We start from the raw sequence: 22,553 nt of genomic DNA, 5'->3' as shown, positions 1-22,553 counted from the left end.
GCCTTGATGCGCTTACTCCGGGCGCCGGGCGTAGCGGGCGGCGAGCACGGCGCAGACCATCAGCTGAATCTGGTGAAACAACATCAAAGGCAGCACGATGGCACCGACTGCCTGACCAGCAAAAATCACCTGTGCCATGGGAATGCCGCTAGCTGTGAAGATTCAATAGGTTGTATGCATGGTTCATCCGAACCGGATTTGAGAAACTGGAAATCGCCAACCCCCCAGTTCACTCAAGGAGCCCGGCCGGATGAACACCCATAAGCATGCCCGATTGACCTTCCTACGTCGACTCGAAATGGTCCAGCAATTGATCGCCCATCAAGTTTGTGTGCCTGAAGCGGCCCGCGCCTATGGGGTCACCGCGCCGACTGTGCGCAAATGGCTGGGCCGCTTCCTGGCTCAGGGCCAGGCGGGCTTGGCCGATGCGTCCTCGCGCCCGACGGTCTCGCCCCGAGCGATTGCGCCGGCCAAGGCGCTGGCTATCGTGGAGCTGCGCCGCAAGCGGCTGACCCAAGCGCGCATCGCCCAGGCGCTGGGCGTGTCAGCCAGCACCGTCAGCCGCGTCCTGGCCCGCGCCGGTCTGTCGCACCTGGCCGACCTGGAGCCGGCCGAGCCGGTGGTGCGCTACGAGCATCAGGCCCCCGGCGATCTGCTGCACATCGACATCAAGAAGCTGGGACGTATCCAGCGCCCTGGCCACCGGGTCACGGGCAACCGACGCGATACCGTTGAGGGGGCCGGCTGGGACTTCGTCTTCGTGGCCATCGATGACCACGCCCGCGTGGCCTTCACCGACATCCACCCCGACGAGCGCTTCCCCAGCGCCGTCCAGTTCCTCAAGGACGCAGTGGCCTACTACCAGCGCCTGGGCGTGACCATCCAGCGCTTGCTCACCGACAATGGCTCGGCCTTTCGCAGCCGCGCCTTCGCCGCGCTGTGCCATGAGCTGGGCATCAAGCACCGCTTTACCCGACCTTACCGCCCACAGACCAATGGCAAGGCCGAACGCTTCATCCAGTCGGCCTTGCGTGAGTGGGCTTACGCTCACACCTACCAGAACTCCCAACACCGAGCCGATGCCATGAAATCCTGGCTACACCACTACAACTGGCATCGACCCCACCACGGCATCGGGCGCGCTGTACCCATCTCCAGACTCAACCTGGACGAATACAACCTATTGACAGTTCACAGCTAGCCAGGCTTTTCTTCGAGCCGCAGAACAGGAGGGTGATACGGTCTTCAAGGTCGAATTTGAAGACTCGGCCCAGCAGCTGCGACACGCCCAGCGCGACGGCGAGAATAAGGCAGCACGCAGCCACCAGGCCGATGAGCGCCGGCACCGGCGTGTTGTGCCACAGACCTTCGTTGACGGCTTCCGAGAACGCCGTGTAGACCACCAGCAAGATGGAGCTCTGATCCACCCATTTGAGCATGGCCTTGCGGCGGTGCACCCACGCGCCGATCCAGGGGCGCAACACCTGGCCCAGCACGAAGGGCAGCAGCAGTTGCAGCATGATTTTGCCCACTGCATCGAACGAGATCGGAGCGGCGGCCGCGCTGGCCACGACCGTTCCTACCAGCAGCGGGGTAAGAAAAATACCGAACAGGCTGGAGGCCGAGGCACTACATACTGCGGCCGGCACGTTGCCGCGTGCCATCGAGGTAAAGGCGATGGCCGATTGCACGGTGGCGGGCAGGCAGCATAGGAAGAGAATGCCCAGATAGAGTTCGGGAGTGACCAGCGGTTCGAGTACCGGCTTGAAGATCACACCCAGAAGGGGAAAGATCAGAAACGTCACCGAGAAAATCGTCAGGTGCAAACGCCAATGCGTGACACCGGCCACGATGGCCTCGCGTGACAGACGGGCGCCATGCAGAAAGAAGAGCAGGGCGACTGCGATATTCGTGATCCACCCGAAAATCTCGATACCCTGGCCGTGCGCGGGTAAAAGACTTGCAATGATGACGGTCGTGATCAGCAGCAGGGTAAAGCGATCGGGCAAGAAGCGCATAGATAGGACAAATGTAGGAACAGGACAGCGCGCCTATTGTAGTCGGACTGGATCCAGTTTTCTCGCCCCGATATTGTCAGTGCATTGTCAGCCAGGTGTCATCGCCAGCGCCAGGTCGAACGCCACGAGCAGCGAGCGCGCATCCGCTACGCCTTGACCAGCAATATCGAAGGCGGTGCCGTGGTCGACGCTGGTGCGCACGAACGGCAGCCCTACCGTCACGTTCACGCCGTGATCGATGCCCAGATACTTCACAGGGATAAGCCCCTGGTCATGATATTGGGCCACGACGATATCGAACTCACCGCGGCGTGCCCGCATGAATATGGTGTCGCCTGGCCAGGGTCCAGATGCATCGATGCCGCACGTACGCGCCTCGGCCACGGCCGGAGCGATCTCATCGCGGTCTTGGCAGCCAAATTTGCCGTCTTCGCCGGCATGCGGGTTAAGGCCGGCGACTGCGATGCGTGGATGGGCGATACCCATCTGGCGACAGGCGCGTTCGGCCAGACGGATGGCTCGCAATTCGGCCTCGCGCGTGATGTGAGCTGGCACGTCGGCCAATGCCATGTGGATGGTAACCAGCAACACGCGGAGTTCATCGTTGGCCAGCATCATAGCGTAGTGCTTCGTGCCCGAACGCTCAGCGAGGATCTCGGTGTGACCGGGTTGGTCGATGCCGGCCAGATGCATGGAATGCTTGTTCAGCGGCGCTGTGACGATGGCGTGGATCTCGCCGGCCATCGCGGCATCGATGGCGCGGCAGAGGCAGTCATAGGCGCCTCGACCTGCCGCGGCACTGACCTGGCCCAGCGGCAGATCGGTGGGCAGCGGGGCGCTGGCTTGCACGACTTCGATGACGTCACGCCTGCCGCTGGCCTGAAGCGCAGAGCCGATCTGCTGCACCGGCAAAGGGGTGCCGACCTGTCGAGCGGCGCGCTCCATCGCGCCGACATCGCCGAAAACGATGGCCGGTACGCTCAATCCGTGAGTAAAAGCCTTGACGATGATTTCCGGGCCGATGCCCGCTGCATCGCCCATGGTGAAGCCGACAGGTTGGATCATGAAGCTGGTGAAGCCTGAGTGGACTGCAAACCTTCATCCTACACCGCGCCGCCAAGGCTGCGCGCAGGAGGCCAGCATAAAAAAGGCTCCGCCTAAGCGGAGCCTTGCAGGGATTGGACGACGCTCAGAGTACGTCGCCGGCGTAGTCGGCTAGGCGTGAGCGTTCGCCGCGCTGCAGGGTGACATGGCCGGAGTGCGGCCAGCCCTTGAAGCGATCGACCACGAAGGTCAAGCCGGAGCTGCCTTCGGTGAGATAAGGCGTGTCGATCTGAGCCACGTTGCCCAGGCAGACGACCTTGGTGCCCGGACCGGCCCGGGTCACCAGGGTCTTCATCTGCTTGGGCGTGAGGTTTTGCGCCTCGTCGATGATGAGATATTTGTTCAGGAAGGTGCGGCCCCGCATGAAGTTTAGCGATTTGACCTTGATGCGTGAGCGGATCAGGTCCATGGTTGCCGCGCGGCCCCAGTCGGCGCCACCTTCGCCGTCACCCATATTCAACACATCGAGATTGTCTTCGAGCGCACCCATCCAGGGCAACATCTTTTCCTCTTCGGTGCCAGGCAGGAAGCCGATGTCCTCGCCGACCGGCACCGTGACGCGCGTCATGATGATCTCGGTGTAGCGCTTGGTTTCCAGGACCTGGGTGATGCCCGCAGCCAAGGCCAGCAGGGTCTTGCCGGTGCCTGCCTGCCCGAGCAGCGACACGAAGTCGCATTCGGGATTCATCAGCAGATTCAAGGCGAAGTTCTGTTCACGGTTACGGGCCGTGATGCCCCAGACGTTGTTCTTGCCGTGGGTGTAGTCGCGCAGCGTGGCGAGCACTGCGGTCTTGCCACTGACTTCGCGCACCTGCGCGTACAGCGGCATCTGGCCTTCGAAGTAGACGAACTGGTTGACGACAAACTGTGAACACAATGGGCCGCGGATGCGGTAGAAGGTCGTGCCACCCTGCTGCCAGGACTCGACATCTTTGCCGTGGCGGTTCCAGAAGTCGTCGGGCAAGGGCATCACGCCCGAGTACAGGAGATCCGAGTCTTCGAGGACGTGATCGTTGTAGTAGTCTTCGGCGGCCAGGCCAAGCGCCCGGGCCTTCAGGCGCATGTTGATGTCTTTGGACACCAGCACGACCTCGCGCTGCGGGTACTTTTCGGCTAAGGCGCGCACCACCCCCAGAATCTGGTTGTCGGCCTTGCCCATGGGCAGGTCTGACGGCAGGGTGCTGTGGATGGCAGTGGTCTGCAAGAGCAACCGGCCGGTGGCGTCCTTGTTGCCGAGCTTGTTCAGGATAATGCCTTCATCGAGCTGCGTCGTGTCCTGCACCAGGGCGTCCAGCGAACGGCTGACCTGGCGGGCATTACGCGCCACTTCAGACATGCCTTTCTTCTGGTGATCCAGTTCTTCCAGCGTCATCATGGGCAGGAAGATGTCGTGCTCTTCGAAGCGAAAGAGCGAGGACGGGTCGTGCAGCAGGACGTTGGTGTCCAGCACAAAGAGTTTGCTGGGTTCGCCAGCAGCCGCCTTGCCGCCGCGCTTGGCAGCAGGCTTGGCGGCCGGCTTGGGTGCGCGAGCCGGCTTGGCCGCCACGGGTTTCTGAGCCGGTGCCTGCACCGGGGCTTTGGCTTGTGGCACGAGCACGGCCGCGGGTTTCATCCCGTCGAGTTCGGGTTGTACCGGCGCGACATCCTCGTCGTCGTCTCGCGTGGCGTGCGCGGTGGCGGATTCGCCGGTCGGGAAACTGAGGATAGCTGCCGGTCGGGTCGGCATCTTCGGAAGCGGCATAAGGGCAATCTCCTGTGTAAGCCGGTACCTATTACGGTTGCCCGAAGGTCAACCGATGCTCTTTGCAGCCTGAAGCACTTCTTTGGCGTGGCCGGGCACTTTCACCCCGCGCCATTCCTGCACCAGGACGCCATAGGCATCGATGAGAAAGGTGCTGCGTTCAATGCCACGCACCTGTTTGCCATACATATTCTTCTGCTTGATGACACCGTACAGATTGCACACGGTTTCGTCGGCGTCGGAGATTAAGGGGAAGGGAAGCGCGTACTTGGCCTTGAAGTTCTCGTGGGACTTGATGGAGTCGCGCGAAATTCCGATCACGATGGCGCTGGCGGCCAGAAAGTCCGCATGCAGATCGCGGAAGTCCTGGCTTTCGGTGGTGCAGCCCGGCGTGCTGTCTTTGGGATAGAAGTAGAGAATTACCGCACGGCCCTGGCATTGCTCGAGATTGATCGGGCCGATGGTGCTTTCCGCCGTGAACTGAGGGGCGGGCTTGCCGATGGTGGCGGTCATGCGGGGGTATCTCCGTCGGTGGGCAGCAGGGCGACGACCACGCGCCGGCCTTCTGCCATCAGAATGTTGTAGGTACGTGCGGCAGCCTGCGTGTCCATGACCTCGACGCCCACCCCTGCCATCAATAAGGGACGCAACACTTCGGCCGGTAACAGGCGCTGCTTCAGGCCGGTGCCGACGATCAGTACTTCCGGGGTATCTGCGGAACGTTGCAGCAGGCCGGACTCCGGCTCATCGAGAAACGCCAGCGGATCCCGCTTGGCGGCCACCAGACCGGCGGCTTGCTGCAGGTGAGCGGAGGAGATATGGGCCGGTGCAAGCACGGGCCATTCGGTGACAGCGCCTTCGGGGCCGAAGGCGACCGCGTGGGAAAATCTAACCTGATTGACCTCAATGTAGCCTTCGCCGTAGGCGGTGACGGTATTGAGGGCCGTCGCAGGATCAGTATGCAGCTTCAATAAACACTCCGGCTATACACCTGCGATGATAGCTCATCGGACTTTACCCATGTTGCAGGGTATCCACTGAATGGGCGGGGAAGGAGTGCCCATCATTTGCCCGGCAGGCGTGCTTGCGATAGATTACAAGGTTTTGTTGCATCGCAAAGCTGCTGCGCCATTTCTATGGCGCTTGGCCGCGTCCCTGCGACCCTGCCCCCTCGCCAATTTAGGATCTGTCCCATCATGAGGAAGTTCTCGCGTATCGAGCGTTTGCCGCCCTACGTTTTCAACATCACCTGTGAGCTCAAGATGGCGGCGCGTCGTCGGGGAGAGGACATCATCGACATGTCGATGGGTAATCCGGATGGTGCCACGCCGCAGCATATCGTCGACAAGCTGATCGAGGCTTCGGCCCGCCCGACCACCCACGGCTACTCGGTTTCCAAGGGTATCCCGCGTTTGCGTAAGGCCATCTGTGACTGGTATCAGCGCCGTTACGCGGTGGAGTTCGACCCGGACTCCGAGGCCATTGTCACGATCGGCTCGAAGGAAGGCCTGGCCCACCTCATGCTGGCCACGCTGGACCGCGGCGACACCGTGCTCGTGCCCAATCCCAGCTACCCGATTCATATTTACGGCGCGGTCATTGCCGGTGCCAACATCCGCTCGGTGCGCATGACGCCGGGCATCGATTTTTTCGAGGAGCTGGAGCGCGCGGTGCGCGAATCCATTCCCAAACCCAAGATGATGATTCTGGGTTTTCCGAGCAATCCGACCGCCCAATGCGTCGATCTGTCTTTCTTCGAGCGCGTGGTCGCTCTGGCCAAGGAACATGACATTCTGGTGGTGCATGACCTGGCGTACGCCGATATCTGCTTTGACGGTTATGTGGCGCCGTCGATCATGCAGGTGCCTGGCGCTCGAGACGTGGCCGTCGAGTTTTTCACCATGAGCAAGAGCTACAACATGGCGGGCTGGCGTATCGGTTACATGGTCGGCAACCGCGAGCTGGTCAACGCACTGGCACGCATCAAGAGTTATCACGATTACGGCACCTTCACACCCATTCAGGTGGCGTCTATCGCCGCTCTGGATGGTCCCCAGGATTACGTGTCGGAAATCGTGCAGCAGTACCAGAGCCGACGCGATGTGCTGGTGCGCGGTCTGCATGAAGCAGGTTGGAATGTGGAGATTCCAAAGGCGTCCATGTACATATGGGCGCAGATCCCCGAACCCTACCGGGCAATGGGCTCTTTGGAATTCGCCAAGCGTGTCCTTTCGGATGCGAAGGTGGCCGTGTCCCCCGGGATCGGCTTCGGCGAGTACGGCGACGATTATGTCCGCTTCGCTCTTATCGAGAACGAGCAGCGCACCCGCCAAGCGGTGCGAGGCATCAAAGATATGTTCCGCAAGGACGGTTTGTTGAAATGAATCCTATGAAGGTAGGCCTGTTGGGCCTGGGTGTGGTCGGAGGCGGCACGTGGAGCGTGCTGACCCGCAACGCGGAGGAAATTGCGCGCCGCGCCGGGCGGCGTATCGAGGTCAGCCGCATTGCGGTGCTCGACGTTGAAAAAGCGCGCGCGCGCGTCGGAGACGCCATTGAGGTCACGACCGATGTGCAGGCTCTGGTCCACGACCCTGAGATCGATATTGTCGTCGAGCTGATCGGCGGAGACACCCTGGCTCGCGAGCTGGTGCTGCAGGCGATTGCACAAGGCAAGCACGTGGTCACGGCCAACAAGGCGTTATTGGCCAAGCACGGCAATGAAATCTTCGCTGCGGCTTCCGCGCGGGGGGTGATGGTGGCCTTCGAAGCTGCCGTGGCCGGTGGGATCCCTATCATCAAAGCCATCCGCGAGGGGCTCACGGCCAACCGTATCCAGTGGGTCGCGGGCATCATCAACGGCACGACCAACTTCATTCTTTCGGAGATACGCTCGCGCGGGCTGCCCTTTGCCGAGGTGCTTGCCGAAGCTCAGCGACTCGGCTATGCCGAGGCGGACCCGACCTTCGATGTCGAAGGCGTGGACGCCGCGCACAAGCTGACGTTGCTGGCTTCGTTGGCCTTTGGTATCCCGGTGCAGTTCGACCGGGCTCACATCGAAGGCATTTCGCAGCTGGCGCAGGAAGACATTGCGCATGCCGAGCGTCTGGGTTATCGGATCAAGCTTTTGGGTATCACCAAACGACGCGCCGAAGGCATTGAGCTTCGCGTGCATCCTGCCCTGGTGCCGGCTCAACGTCTGTTGGCCAACGTTGAAGGCGCCATGAATGCCGTGCTGGTGCGCGGCGATGCTGTCGGCCCGACGTTGTATTACGGCCAGGGCGCCGGCGAAGAGCCGACGGCCTCGGCGGTGGTGGCTGATCTGGTGGACGTCACGCGCTTGCATACGGCGGACCCGGGCAATCGCGTGCCGCATCTGGCCTTCCAGCCCGACGCCATGGCGGACACGCCGATACTGCCCATTGATCAAATCAGCACGTCTTACTACCTGCGCCTGCGCGTAGATGACCAGCCTGGCGTGCTGGCGGACATTGCCCGCATCCTGGCCGATCGCACCATATCGATTGGTTCGATGATCCAGCAGCCCTCGCATATTGGCGGCGCGGATATCATCTTCCTGACTCATGAATCGCTCGAAGGCGATGTCAATCGAGCAATCGCGGAAATCGAATCGCTGGCGTTCGTGCGCTCCAAGGTGACTCGCCTGCGCGTGGAGAACCTCACATGAAGTATGTGTCGACCCGGGGCGGTATGGCCCCCCAGGAGTTCTCCGATACCCTGCTCGAGGGCCTGGCCCCCGATGGCGGGTTGGCGGTTCCGCAGCAATTGCCCAAGGTGGGTACGGCCACGCTGGAGTCCTGGCGTGCGCTGTCCTATGCGGATCTGGCCGTCGAAGTGCTGTCGCTGTTTGCGACGGACATCCCGCGTGAAGACCTGAGCCGCCTGGCGCACGCGGCATACAACGAACAGGTTTTCTCCAGCGAACAGATTGTTCCTTTGCGGCCGCTGGCCGGCGGGCTGCAATTGCTGGGCCTGTCCGAAGGGCCGACGCTGGCCTTCAAGGACATGGCCATGCAGTTTCTGGGTCAGGTCTTCGAGTATGTATTGACCAAGCGCGGCACCACCTTGAACATCGTGGGGGCCACGTCGGGCGATACCGGTTCGGCGGCCGAGTACGCCCTGCGCGGCAAGCACGGCGTGAGCGTTTTCATGCTCTCGCCTCATGGCCGGATGAGTTCCTTTCAGCGTGCCCAGATGTATTCGTTGCAAGACGAAAACATCCACAATATCGCAGTCAAGGGCGTGTTCGATCAAGCCCAGGACATCGTCAAGGCGTTGTCGGCGGATCTGGCCTTCAAGACCCGCTATCGCATTGGCGCAGTGAATTCCATCAACTGGGCTCGCATCGCCTCGCAGGTGGTGTATTACTTCCACGGCTGGTTGCGTGCAACCTCCGGGGCCGGGCAGGAGGTTTCCTTTGCCGTGCCGTCGGGCAACTTCGGCAACATTCTCTCCGGCCATATTGCTCGACGCATGGGCTTGCCTGTGCGCCGTTTGGTTCTGGCGACCAACGAGAACAATGTGCTGGAAGAGTTTTTCCGCACTGGCGTTTACCGGCCGCGCGCGCCCGAAAATACCTATGCGACGTCCAGTCCGTCCATGGATATTTCGCGAGCGTCCAACTTCGAACGCTTCATCTACGATCTGATGGGCGGTGATGGGGAGCGTGTACGGGCGCTGTGGCAGGAGCTGGCCGAGAAAGGCAGTTTCGACCTGTCGGCGCAGCGTAACTGCCTGGCGCTGGATTATGGCTTTGCGGCCGGCGCCAGTACCCATGATGGCCGCTTGAGCACCATACGTGCCGTGTTCGACGAGACGGGCGTACTGATCGATCCGCACACCGCCGATGGTGTGCACGTGGCTCGCCGCTTTGTCGAGGACGGCGTTCCCATGCTGGTGCTGGAGACGGCGCTGCCCGCGAAGTTTTCCGACACGATAGAGGAAGCTCTGGGCCGCGCGGTTCCGCCTCCTGCCGAACTCGCCGGGCTTGAGTCGCTGCCGCAACGTGTGACGGTAATGGACTGCGACGCCGGGCAGGTGCGTGCATTCATCGAGGCTCACGCGCAAGTGTGATTTTATTGCGGCGTTTCGAGACCCGCAGTTGATCCCCCTTTGTCTTGTATGGCAGAGGGGGATTTTTCAATAAAGTTACATATTGGCGCGCGCATGGTTGCTCTATTTACAGTCTCACGCACTTTTTCCACATTGACCTGCTCCCCGTGATTAGTACGAAATCGATGTAGAGTCCGTTCCCAAAGGAATGGCAATGAAGAAACGATTTACGGAAGAGCAAATCATCGGCGTGCTCAAGGAAGCCGATGCAGGTGCCAAGCCCGCAGAGTTGTGCCGCAAGCACGGAATCTCCGAGGCAACGTACTACAACTGGAAGGCGAAGTTCGGTGGCATGACGGTGTCGGACGCTCAGAGGCTCAAGGAGCTGGAGCAGGAGAACAACAAGCTCAAGAAGCTGTTGGCCGAGTCGATGCTGGACAAGGCGGCGCTTCAGGATCTGCTAAGCCGAAAGTAGTCAGCCCGCAGGCCAAACGCGAGGCGGTCAGGACATTAATGACCGAGCGCAGCATGGGTGTTACCCGGGCCTGTGGGCTGGTAGGAATTTCGCGGTCGCTGTTTGCCTACGAGAGCACACGCTCAGGCGATGCTGCGCTGACCGAGCGCATGAAAGAGATGGCAGTGGCGAAACGACGCTACGGCTATCGGAGGATCCATGTGCTCTTACGTCGCGAAGGCTGGCAAGCAAATCACAAGCGAATCTGGCGGCTGTACAGTCTGGCAGGGTTAAGCGTGCGAAAACGAAAGCGTAAGCGAATCGCGGCGACCGAGCGCGTGGTTCGCCCAGCGGCAATCGCGCCGAATCAGAGTTGGTCAATGGACTTTGTGGCCGACGGCCTAGCCTATGGCCGCCGATTCCGCTGTTTGACTATCGTCGATGACTACACTCACGAATGCCTGGCCATCGAGGTCGATACGTCGTTGCCGGGACTGCGTGTTGCCATGGTGCTGCAACGGCTGGCGGAGATGCGTGGCCTGCCGCGATCTATTACCGTGGACAACGGGCCAGAGTTCGCCGGAAGAGCCTTGGACGCCTGGGCCTACCAAGCAGGCGTAAAGCTGTCGTTTATTCGGCCGGGTAAGCCGGTGGAGAACGCTTATATCGAAAGTTTCAACGGCAAGTTCCGCGACGAATGCCTTAACGAGCACTGGTTCTTGTCCCTGCGACAGGCTAAAAGCTTGATCGAAAACTGGCGAGTCGAGTACAACACCGATCGGCCTCACAGCGCGCTCGGATATTTAACGCCGGCGCAATTCGTGCAGGCTCATCAGAAAGAAGGTCTTTTACCCCTGGGCTCTATGTCGGTGCCGTACTAAATCTGGGGGCAGGTCAAAGAGGTGAAGTAATTTCTGCTTAATTGAGTAGCAGACATTAAAAACCCCGCCAGTGCCGGATTATTGATCCGGTACTGGCGGGGGTTTTTTGATTCTGCCGAGTTTTGCGCCGTGGTTTATTTGGCGTCAGTCTCTGTGTGGTATTTACCCACGAGTTCCACTTCATTTTTGGAGCCGAGCACGACGCTTACGCGTTGATGGAGCTGGTCGGGCTGGATATCGAGGATGCGTTGCGTGCCGTTGATGGAGGCGCCGCCGGCCTGTTCAACGATAAAGCTCATGGGATTGGCTTCATACATCAGCCTCAGCTTGCCTGCCTTGCCGGGCTCACGGGCATCCCAGGGGTACATGAAGATCCCGCCGCGGGTCAGAATGCGATGCACGTCGGCCACCATGGAGGCGATCCAGCGCATATTGAAGTCTTTGCCGCGGGGGCCTGTTTTGCCAGCGAGGCATTCGTCGATGTAACGTTTGACCGGTGCTGCCCAGTGCCGCATGTTGGACATGTTGATGGCGAACTCTTTGGTGTTCGCAGGGATGCTCATCGACTCGTGCGTCAGAACCCAGGAGCCCATTTCGCGATCCAGGGTAAAGCCTACGACACCACGGCCGATGGTGAGCACCAGCATGGTTTGCGGTCCGTAGACGGCATAGCCGGCGGCGACCTGGTCTCGGCCCGGCTGAAGGAAGTCGGCTTCGGAGACGTCGGCGCCGGACACATGATGGGGCGCGCGCAGTACCGAGAAGATCGTCCCGATCGAGACGTTGACATCGATATTCGACGATCCGTCCAGCGGATCGAACAGCAACAGATACTCACCTTTGGGATAGCGGTTCGGGATGCGATGGATGGTCTCCATTTCTTCCGAGGCCATTGCGGCCAGATGACCGCCCCATTCGTTGGCTTCGAGCAGGATCTCGTTGGACAGCACATCCAGCTTTTTCTGCACCTCGCCCTGGACATTTTCGCTGTCCAGACTGCCCAGTACGCCACCCAGTGCCCCTTTGCTGACGGCATGGCTGATGGCCTTGCAGGCACGGGCCACGACTTCGATCAGCAATCGCACTTCGGGCGCGAGCGCCTCGGCCGAACGTTGCTGTTCGACCAGATATTGAGTGAGGGTTTTACGTTTCATCGACCTTCCTAAGCGGAGAATTCAAGAGATTTGGAGACGATCTCGGCGACATTACGCGACAGGCCTTGCTGGCTGCGGACGCGCTCGAGCGCGGTGTGCATGCTTTTGCGCAGCGCGGGCGTAAAGCGCGACCAGTTATCCATGGCGCGAGCCAGGCGCGCGGCAATTTCCGGGTTCAAGGCGTCCAGCGCGAGTACCTGGTCGGCCCAGAAGGCGTGACCCGAACCGTCGGGGACGTGCATGCCGCGGGCGTTGGTCAGGCAGAACTGGAACACCAGGGCACGTGCGCGATTGGGATTGCGCAAGGTAAATGCCGGATGTCGCATCAGCGCGAGCACCTCGGTCACGCCCGTGGAACGCGCGGTAGCCTGCAGGCTGAACCACTTGTCGATGACCAGCGGATCATCCTGCCAACGCTCGTAAAAGCGCGTCAACGCAGCCTGGGCGACGGGCCCTGGCGCAAAATTGACCAGGCAACCCAGTGCAGCCAGGCTGTCTGTCATGTTGTCGGCCTGCTCATACTGCCGTTGGGCGCGCGTTTGCGCATCGTCCACACCGGCAGCCATCAAATGCGCCAGCGCTTGATTTTTCAAGGCGCGCTGGCCCGCCGGCCCGGGAGCGGGGCTGTAGGGCCCTGCGACCTGATTGGCCTCGAAGGCCGCGACCCATTCGCCCGCCAACTGCCGGCCGAGTTCGGCACGCAGGAAATCCCGCGCTACCGTCAAGGCAGGAGGGTCGATCGCCTGCATCCGCTCGGCCAGGGTTTTCTCGGACGGTAATGCCAGGACTCGGGCGCGATAGGCTGCGTCAATCGACGGATCGATCAGGAGGGCGCGCCAGGCGGCAATGAAGGCCGGGTCGGCCTGCAGCGGTTGACCCGCCTGTTGGCGGGCGGCCAAAGCAAGCAATTGGCGGCTGGCCAACTCTTGGCCTGCCTCCCATCGGGCAAAGGGATCCTTGTCATGCGCCGAGAGCAACGCCAGTTCGGCATCGCTCCAGTCATACTCGACGATCACCGGAGCGGAAAAACCGCGCAGCAACGACGGCACCACCGGCACCGTGATGCCGTCGAAAACCCAGCTTTCCGTCTCTTGACGCAACTCAAGCAGTACGGTTTCGCGGGCGGGCGCCCCGGATAGCATCACAGGCACCGCCTTACCTTGGCGGTCCAGCAGTCCCATGGCAAATGGGATATGAAAAGCCTGTTTGGCCGCCGCGCCCGCGCGACGCTCCACCCCGACCGGGGCGCAGCGCTGGCTCAGGGTGACCGTCAGCCGGCCTGTTGCAGCCTCGTGCGCCAGTCTCACCGCCACGCACGGCGTGCCCGCCTGGCGATACCAGTTGCGGAACACACTCAGGTCGCGTCCGGGGTATTGTTCGCGGTAGACCGAGTCCATCGCATCGACGAAATCGTCGCAGGTCACCGCCTGACCATCATGACGGCGGAAGTATTCGTCCATGCCAGCGCGAAACCCGGCTTCGCCCAGCAGGGTGTGCTGCATGCGAATGACTTCAGCGCCTTTTTCATAGACAGTGGCGGTGTAGAAGTTGCCGATCTCCTGATAGCTGTCTGGACGGATGGGATGCGCCATGGGGCCGGCATCTTCCGGGAACTGGGCCGCGCGCAGGGTGACGACGTCGTCGATGCGCTTGACGGCTCGGGCGCTGGCCGCGGCAAGCGCAGTCATGTCGCGCGCCATCATGTCGGCACTGAACTCCTGATCGCGGAATACTGTCAGGCCTTCCTTAAGACTTAACTGAAACCAGTCGCGGCAGGTTACCCGGTTACCGGTCCAATTATGAAAGTACTCATGGCCGATGACCGATTCGATGCCTTCGTAATTGACGTCGGTTGCGGTCTGCGGGTCGGCCAGCACATAGGCGGCGTTGAAAATATTCAGTCCCTTGTTCTCCATGGCACCCATATTGAAGTCGCGTACGGCGACGACCATGAAGCGGTCCAGGTCAAGTTCCAGGCCAAATCGGGTTTCATCCCAACGCAGGGCACGTTCCAGTGATTCGAGCGCCCATTCAGTGCGATCCTCAGAGCCGGGATCGCTGTAGACCTGAAGGAGGACGTTTCTTCCCCGGCAGGTTTCCACCCTTTTTTCCCGGTGGGTGAGATTGCCTGCGACCAGGGCGAACAGGTAGCAGGGCTTTGGGAAGGGATCTTCCCATTCCGCCTCCTGGCGCCCGTCGGGCAGTTGCCGCGTGGCCAGCAGATTGCCGTTAGACAGCAAAACGGGGTAGCGGGAGTCCGCAAGCAGGGTGACGTGGTAGCGCGACATGACGTCAGGCCGGTCCGCAAACCAGGTAATACGACGGAAGCCTTCGGCCTCGCATTGCGTAAAGAAATTGCCGCCAGACACATACAAGCCCATCAACGTCGAATTGACAGCGGGGCGGCAGCGGCTGGTGATTTCCAGGGTGCACGCCGCCGGCAGTCCATGAACGTGGAGCTGATGCTCGCCGAGCTGATAATGCCGGGTGGGCCAGTCCTGGCCGTTGACGCGAAGCGATACCAGTTCCAACTCTTCGCCATCGAGCTCGAGCGCGGCATCGGCCTGCGCTTCGGGCTTGCGTTGCAACTGTAAAGTGGCGGTAACCCGTGTGCATTCGGGATCGAGCTCGAAACGCAGCGCGACCTCGGGAATCGCGTAAGGATAGGGTTGATAATCCTTGCGATATACGGTGACGGGCGTATCGGTGCGCATGAAATCCCTTATGGTCGGTAGACAACCTCACTATTGTAGTAGGTGGCGGGCAACGGCTGGCCCTTCCGGTGGCGATGCAACCTTTTCTTGTCAGGGCAGGTCGAATTATGATTGCTGCGCATGTTCGAGGAGTAATGAAATGTTCAGTTCCCGGGGTCCGGTGCGTTGGAGCCGCCTGGCGGCAGTGTCGCTGGTTTTGGCTGTGGCGGGAGTGGTCAGTGGATGCGCGACGCCTACCGTCGCCGCGCGCGTGACATCTTTTCAGCAATGGCCGCAAGGCGTTCAAGGGCAGACCTATCGTTTCCAACCGGCCAATGCCGGCCAGAAAGATAATCTCGAATACCAGGCGTTCCAGGATATGGTGCGAGCCGGTATCGGGCCGACTGGCTTGGTCGAGGCGCAGGCCGGGCAGAATGCCCGCTTCTTGGTGAGTTTCACCTATGGTGCAACGCAGACCCAGATTATGGTGCGTCGTGCATATGACCCCTATTTTTATGGGGGTTATGGCGGACCGTATTTCGGCCCACGGGTATGGGGAGGGCCTTGGGGGCCGGCACCCTTCTGGGGCCAGGATTGGGTGGAGGTCCCGGCGGTCGCGTTCCGCAACGGCCTGAATCTGCAGATTTACGACACGACTCGTGGTAACGCTGAGGTTTACCGCTCGTCGGCCTATATTGTCAGTCAGCGGGAAGATATCCTGCGGGCTATGCCATATCTGGTGCGGGCAATTTTCGATAACTTCCCCGGGAATAACGGAAGCGAGCGCGAGGTCGAGTTTCCACTAAACCGCTGAAGGTTCCGCCCCCAAAAAAATAACGGCGCCCTTGGGCGCCGTTTCTCATTAAATAATAATTATCATTTGATGAGAAAGCTATCACGGCTTGCGCCGTTGCTTTCTTCTGCTACCAGCCAACGGGGAGCTTTTCCGCGGCCACTCCAGGTATCGCCAGAAACCGGATGATGATACTTGGGAGCCACGGCGCGTTTGGCACCGTCAGCCGCAGCCTTGCGGCGCGGTGAAGATGCGCGCGGAGACTTGGCGCTGCCCAACGCGGCGACGATCTCTTCGGGGGTGATATTGTATTCACGCATCGACTTCACGATGGACGCAATGACCGGTTTGCGACGGCGCGTCTGCAGCGCTTCGGCGCGCTTTTGAAGACGGGTGATTTCTTTCTCGATCTTGGCTTGCTGTGCTGCGTAAGTCTCACGGGGCATGTTTCTTTCCTAGTTTTGGACTTCTTTGGACTTCGATTCGCCGGCTTGCTTGTATATATAGTTCTTGTTTTTCAATAATACATAATTTGTCTACGGCAGTCTTTAAGTTTATCTCCAGATAAGTGTTTCGGATGATCGGAAAAGCCGACAGCTTCCTGAAAGAATCCTCGTTGGGCTCTCGGGCAGACATCGATTGTCGGGTGTCCGCATCAAATACCTAAAATCAGCTTGTTCTGAATTATCCGTACCTTTGGGCGGTGCATGGTTAAGCGATGAGGCATTGCGACTTCGCGTAGAACAGAATGAGTGCGGACAAGTCTGGTGTGGTTTGCCCGTTATGCCGGTTAAAAATCCGTAACGTGGCAATACTGAATTAAGTAGTCGTATGATGAGTCCCGCTGACAAATTGTGTTTTAAAAAGTGAAAACTTTTGCTGCACCATTTTGGCGCATGAGCTTTGGCTGCACTGGCTGGTCTGGATCGGCGGTACGATAGAGCCTGCATGTCCGCCCATGGCTAGGCGGACCGCCCGCCGCGCGCTGCACGGGTCTTATATACGGAATTCCATGAAACTGATCGATCCTGCGATTCAATCCCTGGCAACCGCCAAATCCCTGCTGCTCGACCCTTGGGGTCTCACCGAGGCCGATCTGGCGCGGGCGTTGGGCGAAATCTTCGCTCACAAGGTCGATTATGCGGATCTGTATTTCCAGTACACGCGCAGTGAGGGATGGAGCCTGGAAGAGGGCATAGTCAAGACGGGAAGTTTCTCGATCGGACAGGGCGTCGGGGTGCGGGCCATCAGTGGCGAGAAAACCGCCTTCGCTTATTCCGACTCGCTTTCGCCCGAAGCATTGCTGTCCTCGGCGCACACCGTGCGCGGCATTGCGCGTCAGGGCGCAGGCAAGGTCAAGGTTGCCGCGCATCGGCCCGTTCAGGACAGCCGCAGTCTGTATGCCGATATCGATCCGCTTGCCACGCTCAGTGCGCCGGATAAGGTTGCCTTGCTGGAGCGCCTCGAACGCATGGCTCGGGTGCGGGATCCACATGTCATTCAAGTGATGGCCGGATTGGATGCGGAGTATGACGTCATACTTGTTGCGGGTAGCGACGGCCGGCTGGCGGCCGATGTGCGACCTCTGGTGCGGTTGTCCCTGACGGTGATCGCCGAGCGTAACGGCCGCCGCGAGATGGGCCATGCAGGCGGTGGCGGGCGTAGCGGCCTGGAGTATTTTTCGGATGAAATCCTGCGTGACTACGTCGAACGCGCGGTCCACGAAGCGATGGTCAACCTCGAGGCGCGTGCGGCGCCGGCAGGCGAAATGCCAGTGGTGCTGGGGTCGGGGTGGCCCGGGATTCTGTTGCATGAAGCCGTCGGTCATGGTCTTGAGGGAGATTTCAACCGCAAAGGGTCCAGCGTGTTTTCCGGCCGGATTGGCCAGCGCGTGGCCTCAAAGGGGGTGACCGTCATCGATGACGGCACGCTGCTGGGCCGGCGCGGCTCGTTGAACATCGATGACGAGGGCAATGCCTCTCAGCGCAATGTCCTGATCGAGGATGGCATTCTGCGCGGCTATATGCAGGACACGCTCAATGCCCGTTTGATGAAGACCCAGGCCACCGGCAACGGTCGGCGCGAGTCCTTCGCGCATTTGCCTATGCCGCGTATGACCAACACCTATATGTTGAGCGGTGACAAGGTGCCCGAAGAGATCATTGCGTCGGTCAAAAAGGGCTTGTACGCCGTCAATTTCGGAGGCGGACAGGTGGATATCACCAGCGGCAAGTTTGTTTTTTCCGCCTCCGAAGCCTATATGATCGAAAACGGCAAGGTGACCTATCCGGTCAAGGGGGCGACGCTGATCGGCAACGGTCCGGACGCGATGAACCGCGTGAGCATGATAGGCAATGACATGCGCCTGGATTCGGGCGTGGGTACCTGCGGCAAGGAAGGGCAGAGCGTGCCGGTGGGTGTGGGTATGCCTACGCTGCGCATGGATGGACTGACCGTTGGCGGGACTGCCTGAGCCGGGCTGGGCCAGAATTCCGGATGACGGTGCGGTTTTTTTGTGCTAGAGTTTTTCCCTATGAATTTCGCGTCCACCACCTTTTATTTTTATTTTTTTGGTTTTCTGAAGCCGCTGGCGGAGGAAGGGACGCGCTCAACCTAGTACAGAATCCCCCCGAAAAAGCCGCCAGCGTCACTGGCGGCTTTTTTGTTGCCGTCAGCCTGGTGGGTTTGCGGGAACGACCAAACCATCCATACCGATCCCACCGCAGGAGTACACCGTGTCACACAATACCGACGACCTTCGCATTCGTGAAATCAAAGAGCTCAACCCGCCCGCGCACGTGATGCGGGAGTTCCAATGCACCAAGGAAGTGTCGGAAACGGTATTTGCCGCGCGCAATGCCATGCACCGCATTCTGCACGGCATGGACGATCGCCTGATCGTGGTCATTGGTCCATGTTCCATTCATGACACCGAGGCGGCTCTCGAGTATGCCCGCCGACTCAAGCCCCTGCGTGACCAGTTGTCGGCCGATCTGGAGATCGTCATGCGCGTCTACTTCGAGAAGCCGCGCACCACTGTGGGCTGGAAGGGGTTGATCAACGACCCGAACCTGGATGGCAGCTTCGACATCAACAAGGGTGTGCGCGTAGCGCGCGAACTGTTGCTGGAGATCAACAGCCTGGGATTGCCGGCGGGATGTGAGTTTCTCGACATGATCACGCCGCAGTACATTGCGGATCTGGTGGCCTGGGGCGCCATTGGTGCGCGTACCACCGAGAGTCAGGTGCATCGTGAACTGGCCTCCGGTCTGTCCTGCCCGGTGGGCTTCAAAAATGGCACCGACGGCAATGTAAAAATAGCGGTCGATGCCCTCAAGGCCGCCTCGCAGCCGCATCATTTTCTGTCCGTGACCAAGGGCGGGCATTCGGCGATTGTGTCGACCGCCGGTAATGAAGACTGTCACGTCATCTTGCGGGGTGGCAAGGCGCCCAATTACGACGCTGCCAGCATCGAGGCAGCTTGTCAGGACCTGTCCAAAGCAGGCCTGGCCCAACGGGTGATGGTCGACGCCAGCCACGCCAACAGCAGCAAGAACCCCGAGAACCAGCCGCGGGTGGCCGACGACATCGCGCGTCAGATGGCATGCGGCGATTCGCGCATCGTCGGCATCATGATCGAAAGTCACCTCGTGGGCGGGCGCCAGGATCTCGTGGCGGGGCAGCCGCTGACCTACGGCCAGAGCATCACCGATGGTTGCATCGACTGGGATGCGTCGGTGCAGACGCTGGAGCGGCTGGCGCTGGGGGTGCGCGAGCGCCGCCGTGCCACGCAGGTCAGTGGTAAATAAAAGGTTCATCGCGGAATAGCGTGGAGCCGTGCTTGATTGCCGTTACGCTTGATCCTTGATTTTTCAAGGATCAAGGCCGGGATCATGCTGGACCGCAAGACGATCGAGAGGTTGGGTGGGTGGGAAGGTTATCGGGTGGAGCGGGTCGTGTGGCCTGAAGGTGAGAGCCGGACGGTCACGATTTACCTGAAGCCTTCAGCGCGAACGATGCACTGCGAGCACTGCGGCAACCGATGTCGGCAGGTGCATGAGACGACCACGCGCCGGGTGCGGGATCTGCCGCTAATGGCGCTGCGAGTGACGCTGGTAGTGCCGCGTCGGCGGGTCTGGTGCGAGCAGTGCGGTGGACCGCATCTGGAGAGGCTGAGCTGGCTGGGCCGTTACCAGCGAGTGACCGACCGGCTGGCCGAGGCGGTCAGCCAGTTGCTTGAGTCCAGCAACATTCTGGCCGTGGCGCGCTTCTTCCAACTGGGTTGGCACACGGTCAAGGCGCTGGACAAGGCCCTGCTGCGACGGGCGATCCAAGAGCCGGACTGGAGCCAGATCCACTACCTAGCGATGGACGAGTTCGCTCTACACAAGGGCCATCGTTATGCCACGGTCGTTGTCGATCCGATCCGCCGTCAGGTGCTATGGATCGGTGATGGCCGCTCGCGCGAGACGGCCAGAGCCTTCTTCGAACAACTGCCAACTGGGGTTGCCCAGCAGATCCGGGCCGTAGCGATCGACATGACGACGGCCTATGAGCTGGAGATCCAGGCCAACTGCCCCAACGCCGAGATCGTCTACGACCTGTTCCACGTCGTGGCCAAGTACGGCCGTGAAGTGATAGACCGGGTGCGTGTAGACCAAGCGAACCAGTTGCGGCACGACAAGCCGGCCCGCCGGGTGATCAAGTCCAGTCGCTGGCTACTGCTGCGCAATCGCAAAAACCTCGATCCGTGCCAATCGGTAAAGTTGGACGAGTTGCTCCAGGCCAACCAGCCCTTGCTCACCGCTTATCTGATGCGCGATGAGCTCAAACAGCTGTGGTTCTACCAACACCCCGGCTACGCCCGCCAGGCATGGGATCACTGGCTGCAACAGGCTCAGGGCAGCGGCATCGCCGCCTTGGCTCACTTCGCGCTCAAGCTAAAAGCCTATCTGCACGGGATTCTGTCTCGCTGTCGCCACCGGCTCAACACCAGCATCGTCGAGGGCATCAACAACACCATCAAAGTCATCAAGCGCCGCTCCTACGGCTACCGCGATCAGGAGTACTTCTTCCTCAAGATCCGGTCTGCATTCCCCGGTATTCCTCGATGAACCAAATAAAATGCCAGGCGGGCCCGCGATGCGGGCTTTTCCCGGCTGACGGGCAGGCCTGCAGCGGCACGCTACGGCGTAGAATGGCCGGGTGCCAACCCCATCCTGTTACTTGCCATGAACGCACCTCTGCACTCTGAAACCTTGCGCCGTCCCGTACCCGCTGCCTGCCTGGATGGCCTGAAGGCAATCTTTGGCGATCGTTTGTCGCTTGCGGCGGCTGTTCGAGAGCATCATGGCAGGGACGAGTCGCCGTATCCGCCCATGCTGCCCGACGCCGTCGTGTTTGCGCACTCCACCGAAGAAGTCGCGCAGGTGGCTCGGCTGTGCAATGCGCACCGCGTACCGTTGATACCCTATGGCGCCGGTTCTTCGCTGGAGGGGCATCTGCTGGCAGTGCAGGGTGGGATAAACCTGGACCTGTCGCAGATGAATCAGTTGCTCGCCGTCAACGCTGAAGACCTCGCCGCCACGGTGAAGGCCGGCGTGACGCGCAAGCAACTCAATGAAGAAATCCGCAGCACTGGCCTGTTTTTTCCGATTGACCCGGGAGCTGACGCGAGCCTGGGGGGGATGGCGGCGACTCGGGCTTCGGGCACCAACGCCGTCCGGTACGGGACGATGCGCGAGAACGTGATGTCGCTGACCGTCGTGACGGCCGACGGGCGCATCGTGCGCACCGCGGGCCGGGCGCGCAAGTCGTCGGCGGGTTATGACCTGACGCACATCTTCGTCGGCAGCGAGGGCACGTTGGGCATCATTACCGAAGTCACCATCCGGCTCTATCCCCAGCCGGAAGCCGTGTCGGCCGCCATCTGTAACTTCCCGACCCTGGATGACGCCGTCCAAAGCGTCATCGAGATCATCCAGATGGGGGTGCCGGTTGCGCGAGTCGAGTTCATGGACGCGGCGGCGGTCAAAGCCGTCAATCTGCACAGCAAACTGTCGCTGCGCGAGACCCCCATGCTGGTGTTTGAGTTCCACGGCAGCCCCGCTGGTGTACAAGAGCAAGCCGAGACGGTGCAGGCCATTACGGCCGAGCACAGTGGCATGGACTTCGAATGGGCCGAGCGCCCGGAGGACCGCAATCGCCTGTGGACTGCGCGTCACAATGCGTATTTTGCCGGGCTGCAATTGCGGCCGGGCTGCCGCGCCAGCACCACCGATGTGTGTGTGCCGATTTCTCGCTTGGCGGACTGCGTGCGCGAAACAGTCGACGAACTGGACCGCGCCAGCTTTCCGTATACCATCGTGGGGCACGTGGGCGATGGAAATTTTCACGTATTGATGTTGCTCGACGGAGAGAACGAGACCGAGTGGCAATAGTCGGAAGCCATCAATCACAGTTTGGTGCGGCGCGCGATTGCCGCCGACGGCACATGCACCGGAGAGCACGGGGTAGGGCTGCATAAGATGCAGTTCATGGAGGAAGAGCACGGCGAAGATGCCTTGGCGCTCATGCGCAGTCTCAAGCATGCCTTCGACCCCAACAATATCCTCAATCCGGGAAAAATCTTCGCCTGGTAGTGAG

Annotated in this window: 16 protein-coding genes and 3 pseudogenes; 10 read left to right on the top strand and 9 right to left on the bottom strand. The window is 60.6% G+C overall.

Annotation, left to right across the window (positions count from 1 at the left end; translation table 11 throughout):
- Window positions 1-12: 12 nt before the first annotated feature.
- A pseudogene (locus LK440_RS11205) lies at window positions 13-153 on the bottom strand (bile acid:sodium symporter); the annotation flags it as partial.
- 97 nt (window positions 154-250) lie between these two features.
- Between LK440_RS11205 and LK440_RS11200 the strand changes: the two are divergent.
- A complete protein-coding gene (locus LK440_RS11200; RefSeq protein ID WP_005012650.1) occupies window positions 251-1,201 on the top strand; it encodes an IS481-like element IS481 family transposase in 951 nt (316 codons plus the stop codon).
- Here LK440_RS11200 and LK440_RS11195 read toward each other — a convergent pair.
- The 5 genes and pseudogenes from LK440_RS11195 to LK440_RS11175 all read right to left on the bottom strand — a co-directional run.
- Window positions 1,197-2,018: pseudogene (locus tag LK440_RS11195) on the bottom strand (bile acid:sodium symporter family protein); the annotation flags it as partial. The gene LK440_RS11200 and the pseudogene LK440_RS11195 sit on opposite strands and share 5 nt — an antisense overlap.
- 87 nt (window positions 2,019-2,105) lie before the next feature.
- Window positions 2,106-3,083 (bottom strand): 4-hydroxythreonine-4-phosphate dehydrogenase PdxA, encoded by a 978-nt coding sequence (pdxA, locus tag LK440_RS11190; protein WP_005012655.1) that lies wholly within the window; start codon window positions 3,081-3,083, stop codon window positions 2,106-2,108.
- Window positions 3,084-3,207: 124 nt separating this feature from the next.
- Window positions 3,208-4,863: a PhoH family protein gene (locus tag LK440_RS11185; protein WP_005012656.1), complete on the bottom strand. Its 1,656-nt coding sequence runs from the start codon at window positions 4,861-4,863 to the stop codon at window positions 3,208-3,210.
- 48 nt (window positions 4,864-4,911) lie between these two features.
- On the bottom strand, window positions 4,912-5,376 hold the full coding sequence (locus LK440_RS11180) for a peroxiredoxin (RefSeq protein WP_005012657.1): 465 nt from the start codon (window positions 5,374-5,376) through the stop codon (window positions 4,912-4,914).
- Window positions 5,373-5,834, bottom strand: coding sequence for an Mth938-like domain-containing protein (locus LK440_RS11175; RefSeq protein WP_005012658.1), 462 nt, complete (start codon window positions 5,832-5,834; stop codon window positions 5,373-5,375). The genes LK440_RS11180 and LK440_RS11175 overlap by 4 nt, the downstream gene beginning before the upstream one ends.
- 225 nt (window positions 5,835-6,059) lie before the next feature.
- On the opposite strand from LK440_RS11175, the gene alaC reads away from it, so the two are divergent.
- The 4 genes from alaC (at window position 6,060) to LK440_RS11155 (ending at window position 11,268) form a co-directional block, all read left to right on the top strand.
- Window positions 6,060-7,247 carry an alanine transaminase gene (alaC, locus tag LK440_RS11170; RefSeq protein ID WP_005012659.1) on the top strand — a complete coding sequence of 396 codons (1,188 nt, stop codon included), beginning with the start codon at window positions 6,060-6,062 and terminating at the stop codon, window positions 7,245-7,247.
- Entirely contained in the window at window positions 7,244-8,548 is a 1,305-nt protein-coding gene (locus LK440_RS11165; RefSeq protein WP_005012660.1) for a homoserine dehydrogenase, read from the top strand. The genes alaC and LK440_RS11165 overlap by 4 nt, the downstream gene beginning before the upstream one ends.
- On the top strand, window positions 8,545-9,954 hold the full coding sequence (thrC, locus tag LK440_RS11160) for a threonine synthase (RefSeq protein WP_005012661.1): 1,410 nt from the start codon (window positions 8,545-8,547) through the stop codon (window positions 9,952-9,954). The genes LK440_RS11165 and thrC overlap by 4 nt, the downstream gene beginning before the upstream one ends.
- Before the next feature lie 193 nt (window positions 9,955-10,147).
- Window positions 10,148-11,268 (top strand): IS3 family transposase gene (locus tag LK440_RS11155; protein WP_370510777.1). Its coding sequence is split into 2 segments (ribosomal slippage): window positions 10,148-10,388 and window positions 10,388-11,268, totalling 1,122 coding nucleotides; the frame shifts between segments, so codons are not numbered across the junction.
- A 134-nt stretch (window positions 11,269-11,402) separates the two neighbouring features.
- On the opposite strand, the gene LK440_RS11150 is transcribed toward LK440_RS11155, so the two are convergent.
- A complete protein-coding gene (locus LK440_RS11150) occupies window positions 11,403-12,422 on the bottom strand; it encodes a class 1 fructose-bisphosphatase (protein ID WP_005012662.1) in 1,020 nt (339 codons plus the stop codon).
- 8 nt (window positions 12,423-12,430) lie between these two features.
- Window positions 12,431-15,136, bottom strand: a complete 2,706-nt coding sequence (pepN, locus tag LK440_RS11145; protein WP_005012663.1) for an aminopeptidase N — start codon at window positions 15,134-15,136, stop codon at window positions 12,431-12,433.
- Between the two features lie 139 nt (window positions 15,137-15,275).
- Here pepN and LK440_RS11140 point away from each other — a divergent pair, with 139 nt between their 5' ends.
- Complete coding sequence (locus tag LK440_RS11140) at window positions 15,276-15,929, top strand: DUF4136 domain-containing protein (RefSeq protein ID WP_005012664.1); 654 nt, start codon at window positions 15,276-15,278, stop codon at window positions 15,927-15,929.
- 62 nt (window positions 15,930-15,991) lie between these two features.
- Here the strand turns inward: LK440_RS11140 and LK440_RS11135 are convergent, their stop codons facing one another.
- Window positions 15,992-16,354 carry an H-NS histone family protein gene (locus LK440_RS11135; protein ID WP_005012666.1) on the bottom strand — a complete coding sequence of 121 codons (363 nt, stop codon included), beginning with the start codon at window positions 16,352-16,354 and terminating at the stop codon, window positions 15,992-15,994.
- A gap of 566 nt (window positions 16,355-16,920) precedes the next feature.
- Here LK440_RS11135 and tldD point away from each other — a divergent pair.
- From tldD to LK440_RS11115, 4 genes and pseudogenes are all read left to right on the top strand, one after another.
- Complete coding sequence (tldD, locus tag LK440_RS11130) at window positions 16,921-18,381, top strand: metalloprotease TldD (protein ID WP_005012668.1); 1,461 nt, start codon at window positions 16,921-16,923, stop codon at window positions 18,379-18,381.
- A 262-nt stretch (window positions 18,382-18,643) separates the two neighbouring features.
- Window positions 18,644-19,717, top strand: coding sequence for a 3-deoxy-7-phosphoheptulonate synthase AroG (gene aroG / locus LK440_RS11125; RefSeq protein WP_005012669.1), 1,074 nt, complete (start codon window positions 18,644-18,646; stop codon window positions 19,715-19,717).
- Between the two features lie 84 nt (window positions 19,718-19,801).
- Window positions 19,802-21,022, top strand: a complete 1,221-nt coding sequence (locus tag LK440_RS11120; protein WP_005012670.1) for an ISL3 family transposase — start codon at window positions 19,802-19,804, stop codon at window positions 21,020-21,022.
- A gap of 117 nt (window positions 21,023-21,139) precedes the next feature.
- Window positions 21,140-22,549: pseudogene (locus LK440_RS11115) on the top strand (FAD-binding oxidoreductase).
- Window positions 22,550-22,553 lie beyond the last annotated feature (4 nt).

Source organism: Bordetella holmesii (assembly GCF_020735985.1).
GTDB lineage: Bacteria > Pseudomonadota > Gammaproteobacteria > Burkholderiales > Burkholderiaceae_B > Bordetella > Bordetella holmesii.
This window is presented reverse-complemented; position numbering and strand designations above follow the sequence as displayed.

What these genes read in the sequence shown, in the direction of transcription:
- LK440_RS11200 (WP_005012650.1), top strand. Translation starts at nt 251, where the DNA reads ATGAACACCCATAAGCATGCCCGATTGACCTTCCTACGTCGACTCGAA.
- pdxA (WP_005012655.1), bottom strand. Translation starts at nt 3,083, where the DNA reads ATGATCCAACCTGTCGGCTTCACCATGGGCGATGCAGCGGGCATCGGC.
- LK440_RS11185 (WP_005012656.1), bottom strand. Translation starts at nt 4,863, where the DNA reads ATGCCGCTTCCGAAGATGCCGACCCGACCGGCAGCTATCCTCAGTTTC.
- LK440_RS11180 (WP_005012657.1), bottom strand. Translation starts at nt 5,376, where the DNA reads ATGACCGCCACCATCGGCAAGCCCGCCCCTCAGTTCACGGCGGAAAGC.
- alaC (WP_005012659.1), top strand. Translation starts at nt 6,060, where the DNA reads ATGAGGAAGTTCTCGCGTATCGAGCGTTTGCCGCCCTACGTTTTCAAC.
- LK440_RS11165 (WP_005012660.1), top strand. Translation starts at nt 7,244, where the DNA reads ATGAATCCTATGAAGGTAGGCCTGTTGGGCCTGGGTGTGGTCGGAGGC.
- thrC (WP_005012661.1), top strand. Translation starts at nt 8,545, where the DNA reads ATGAAGTATGTGTCGACCCGGGGCGGTATGGCCCCCCAGGAGTTCTCC.
- LK440_RS11150 (WP_005012662.1), bottom strand. Translation starts at nt 12,422, where the DNA reads ATGAAACGTAAAACCCTCACTCAATATCTGGTCGAACAGCAACGTTCG.
- pepN (WP_005012663.1), bottom strand. Translation starts at nt 15,136, where the DNA reads ATGCGCACCGATACGCCCGTCACCGTATATCGCAAGGATTATCAACCC.
- LK440_RS11140 (WP_005012664.1), top strand. Translation starts at nt 15,276, where the DNA reads ATGTTCAGTTCCCGGGGTCCGGTGCGTTGGAGCCGCCTGGCGGCAGTG.
- LK440_RS11135 (WP_005012666.1), bottom strand. Translation starts at nt 16,354, where the DNA reads ATGCCCCGTGAGACTTACGCAGCACAGCAAGCCAAGATCGAGAAAGAA.
- tldD (WP_005012668.1), top strand. Translation starts at nt 16,921, where the DNA reads ATGAAACTGATCGATCCTGCGATTCAATCCCTGGCAACCGCCAAATCC.
- LK440_RS11120 (WP_005012670.1), top strand. Translation starts at nt 19,802, where the DNA reads ATGCTGGACCGCAAGACGATCGAGAGGTTGGGTGGGTGGGAAGGTTAT.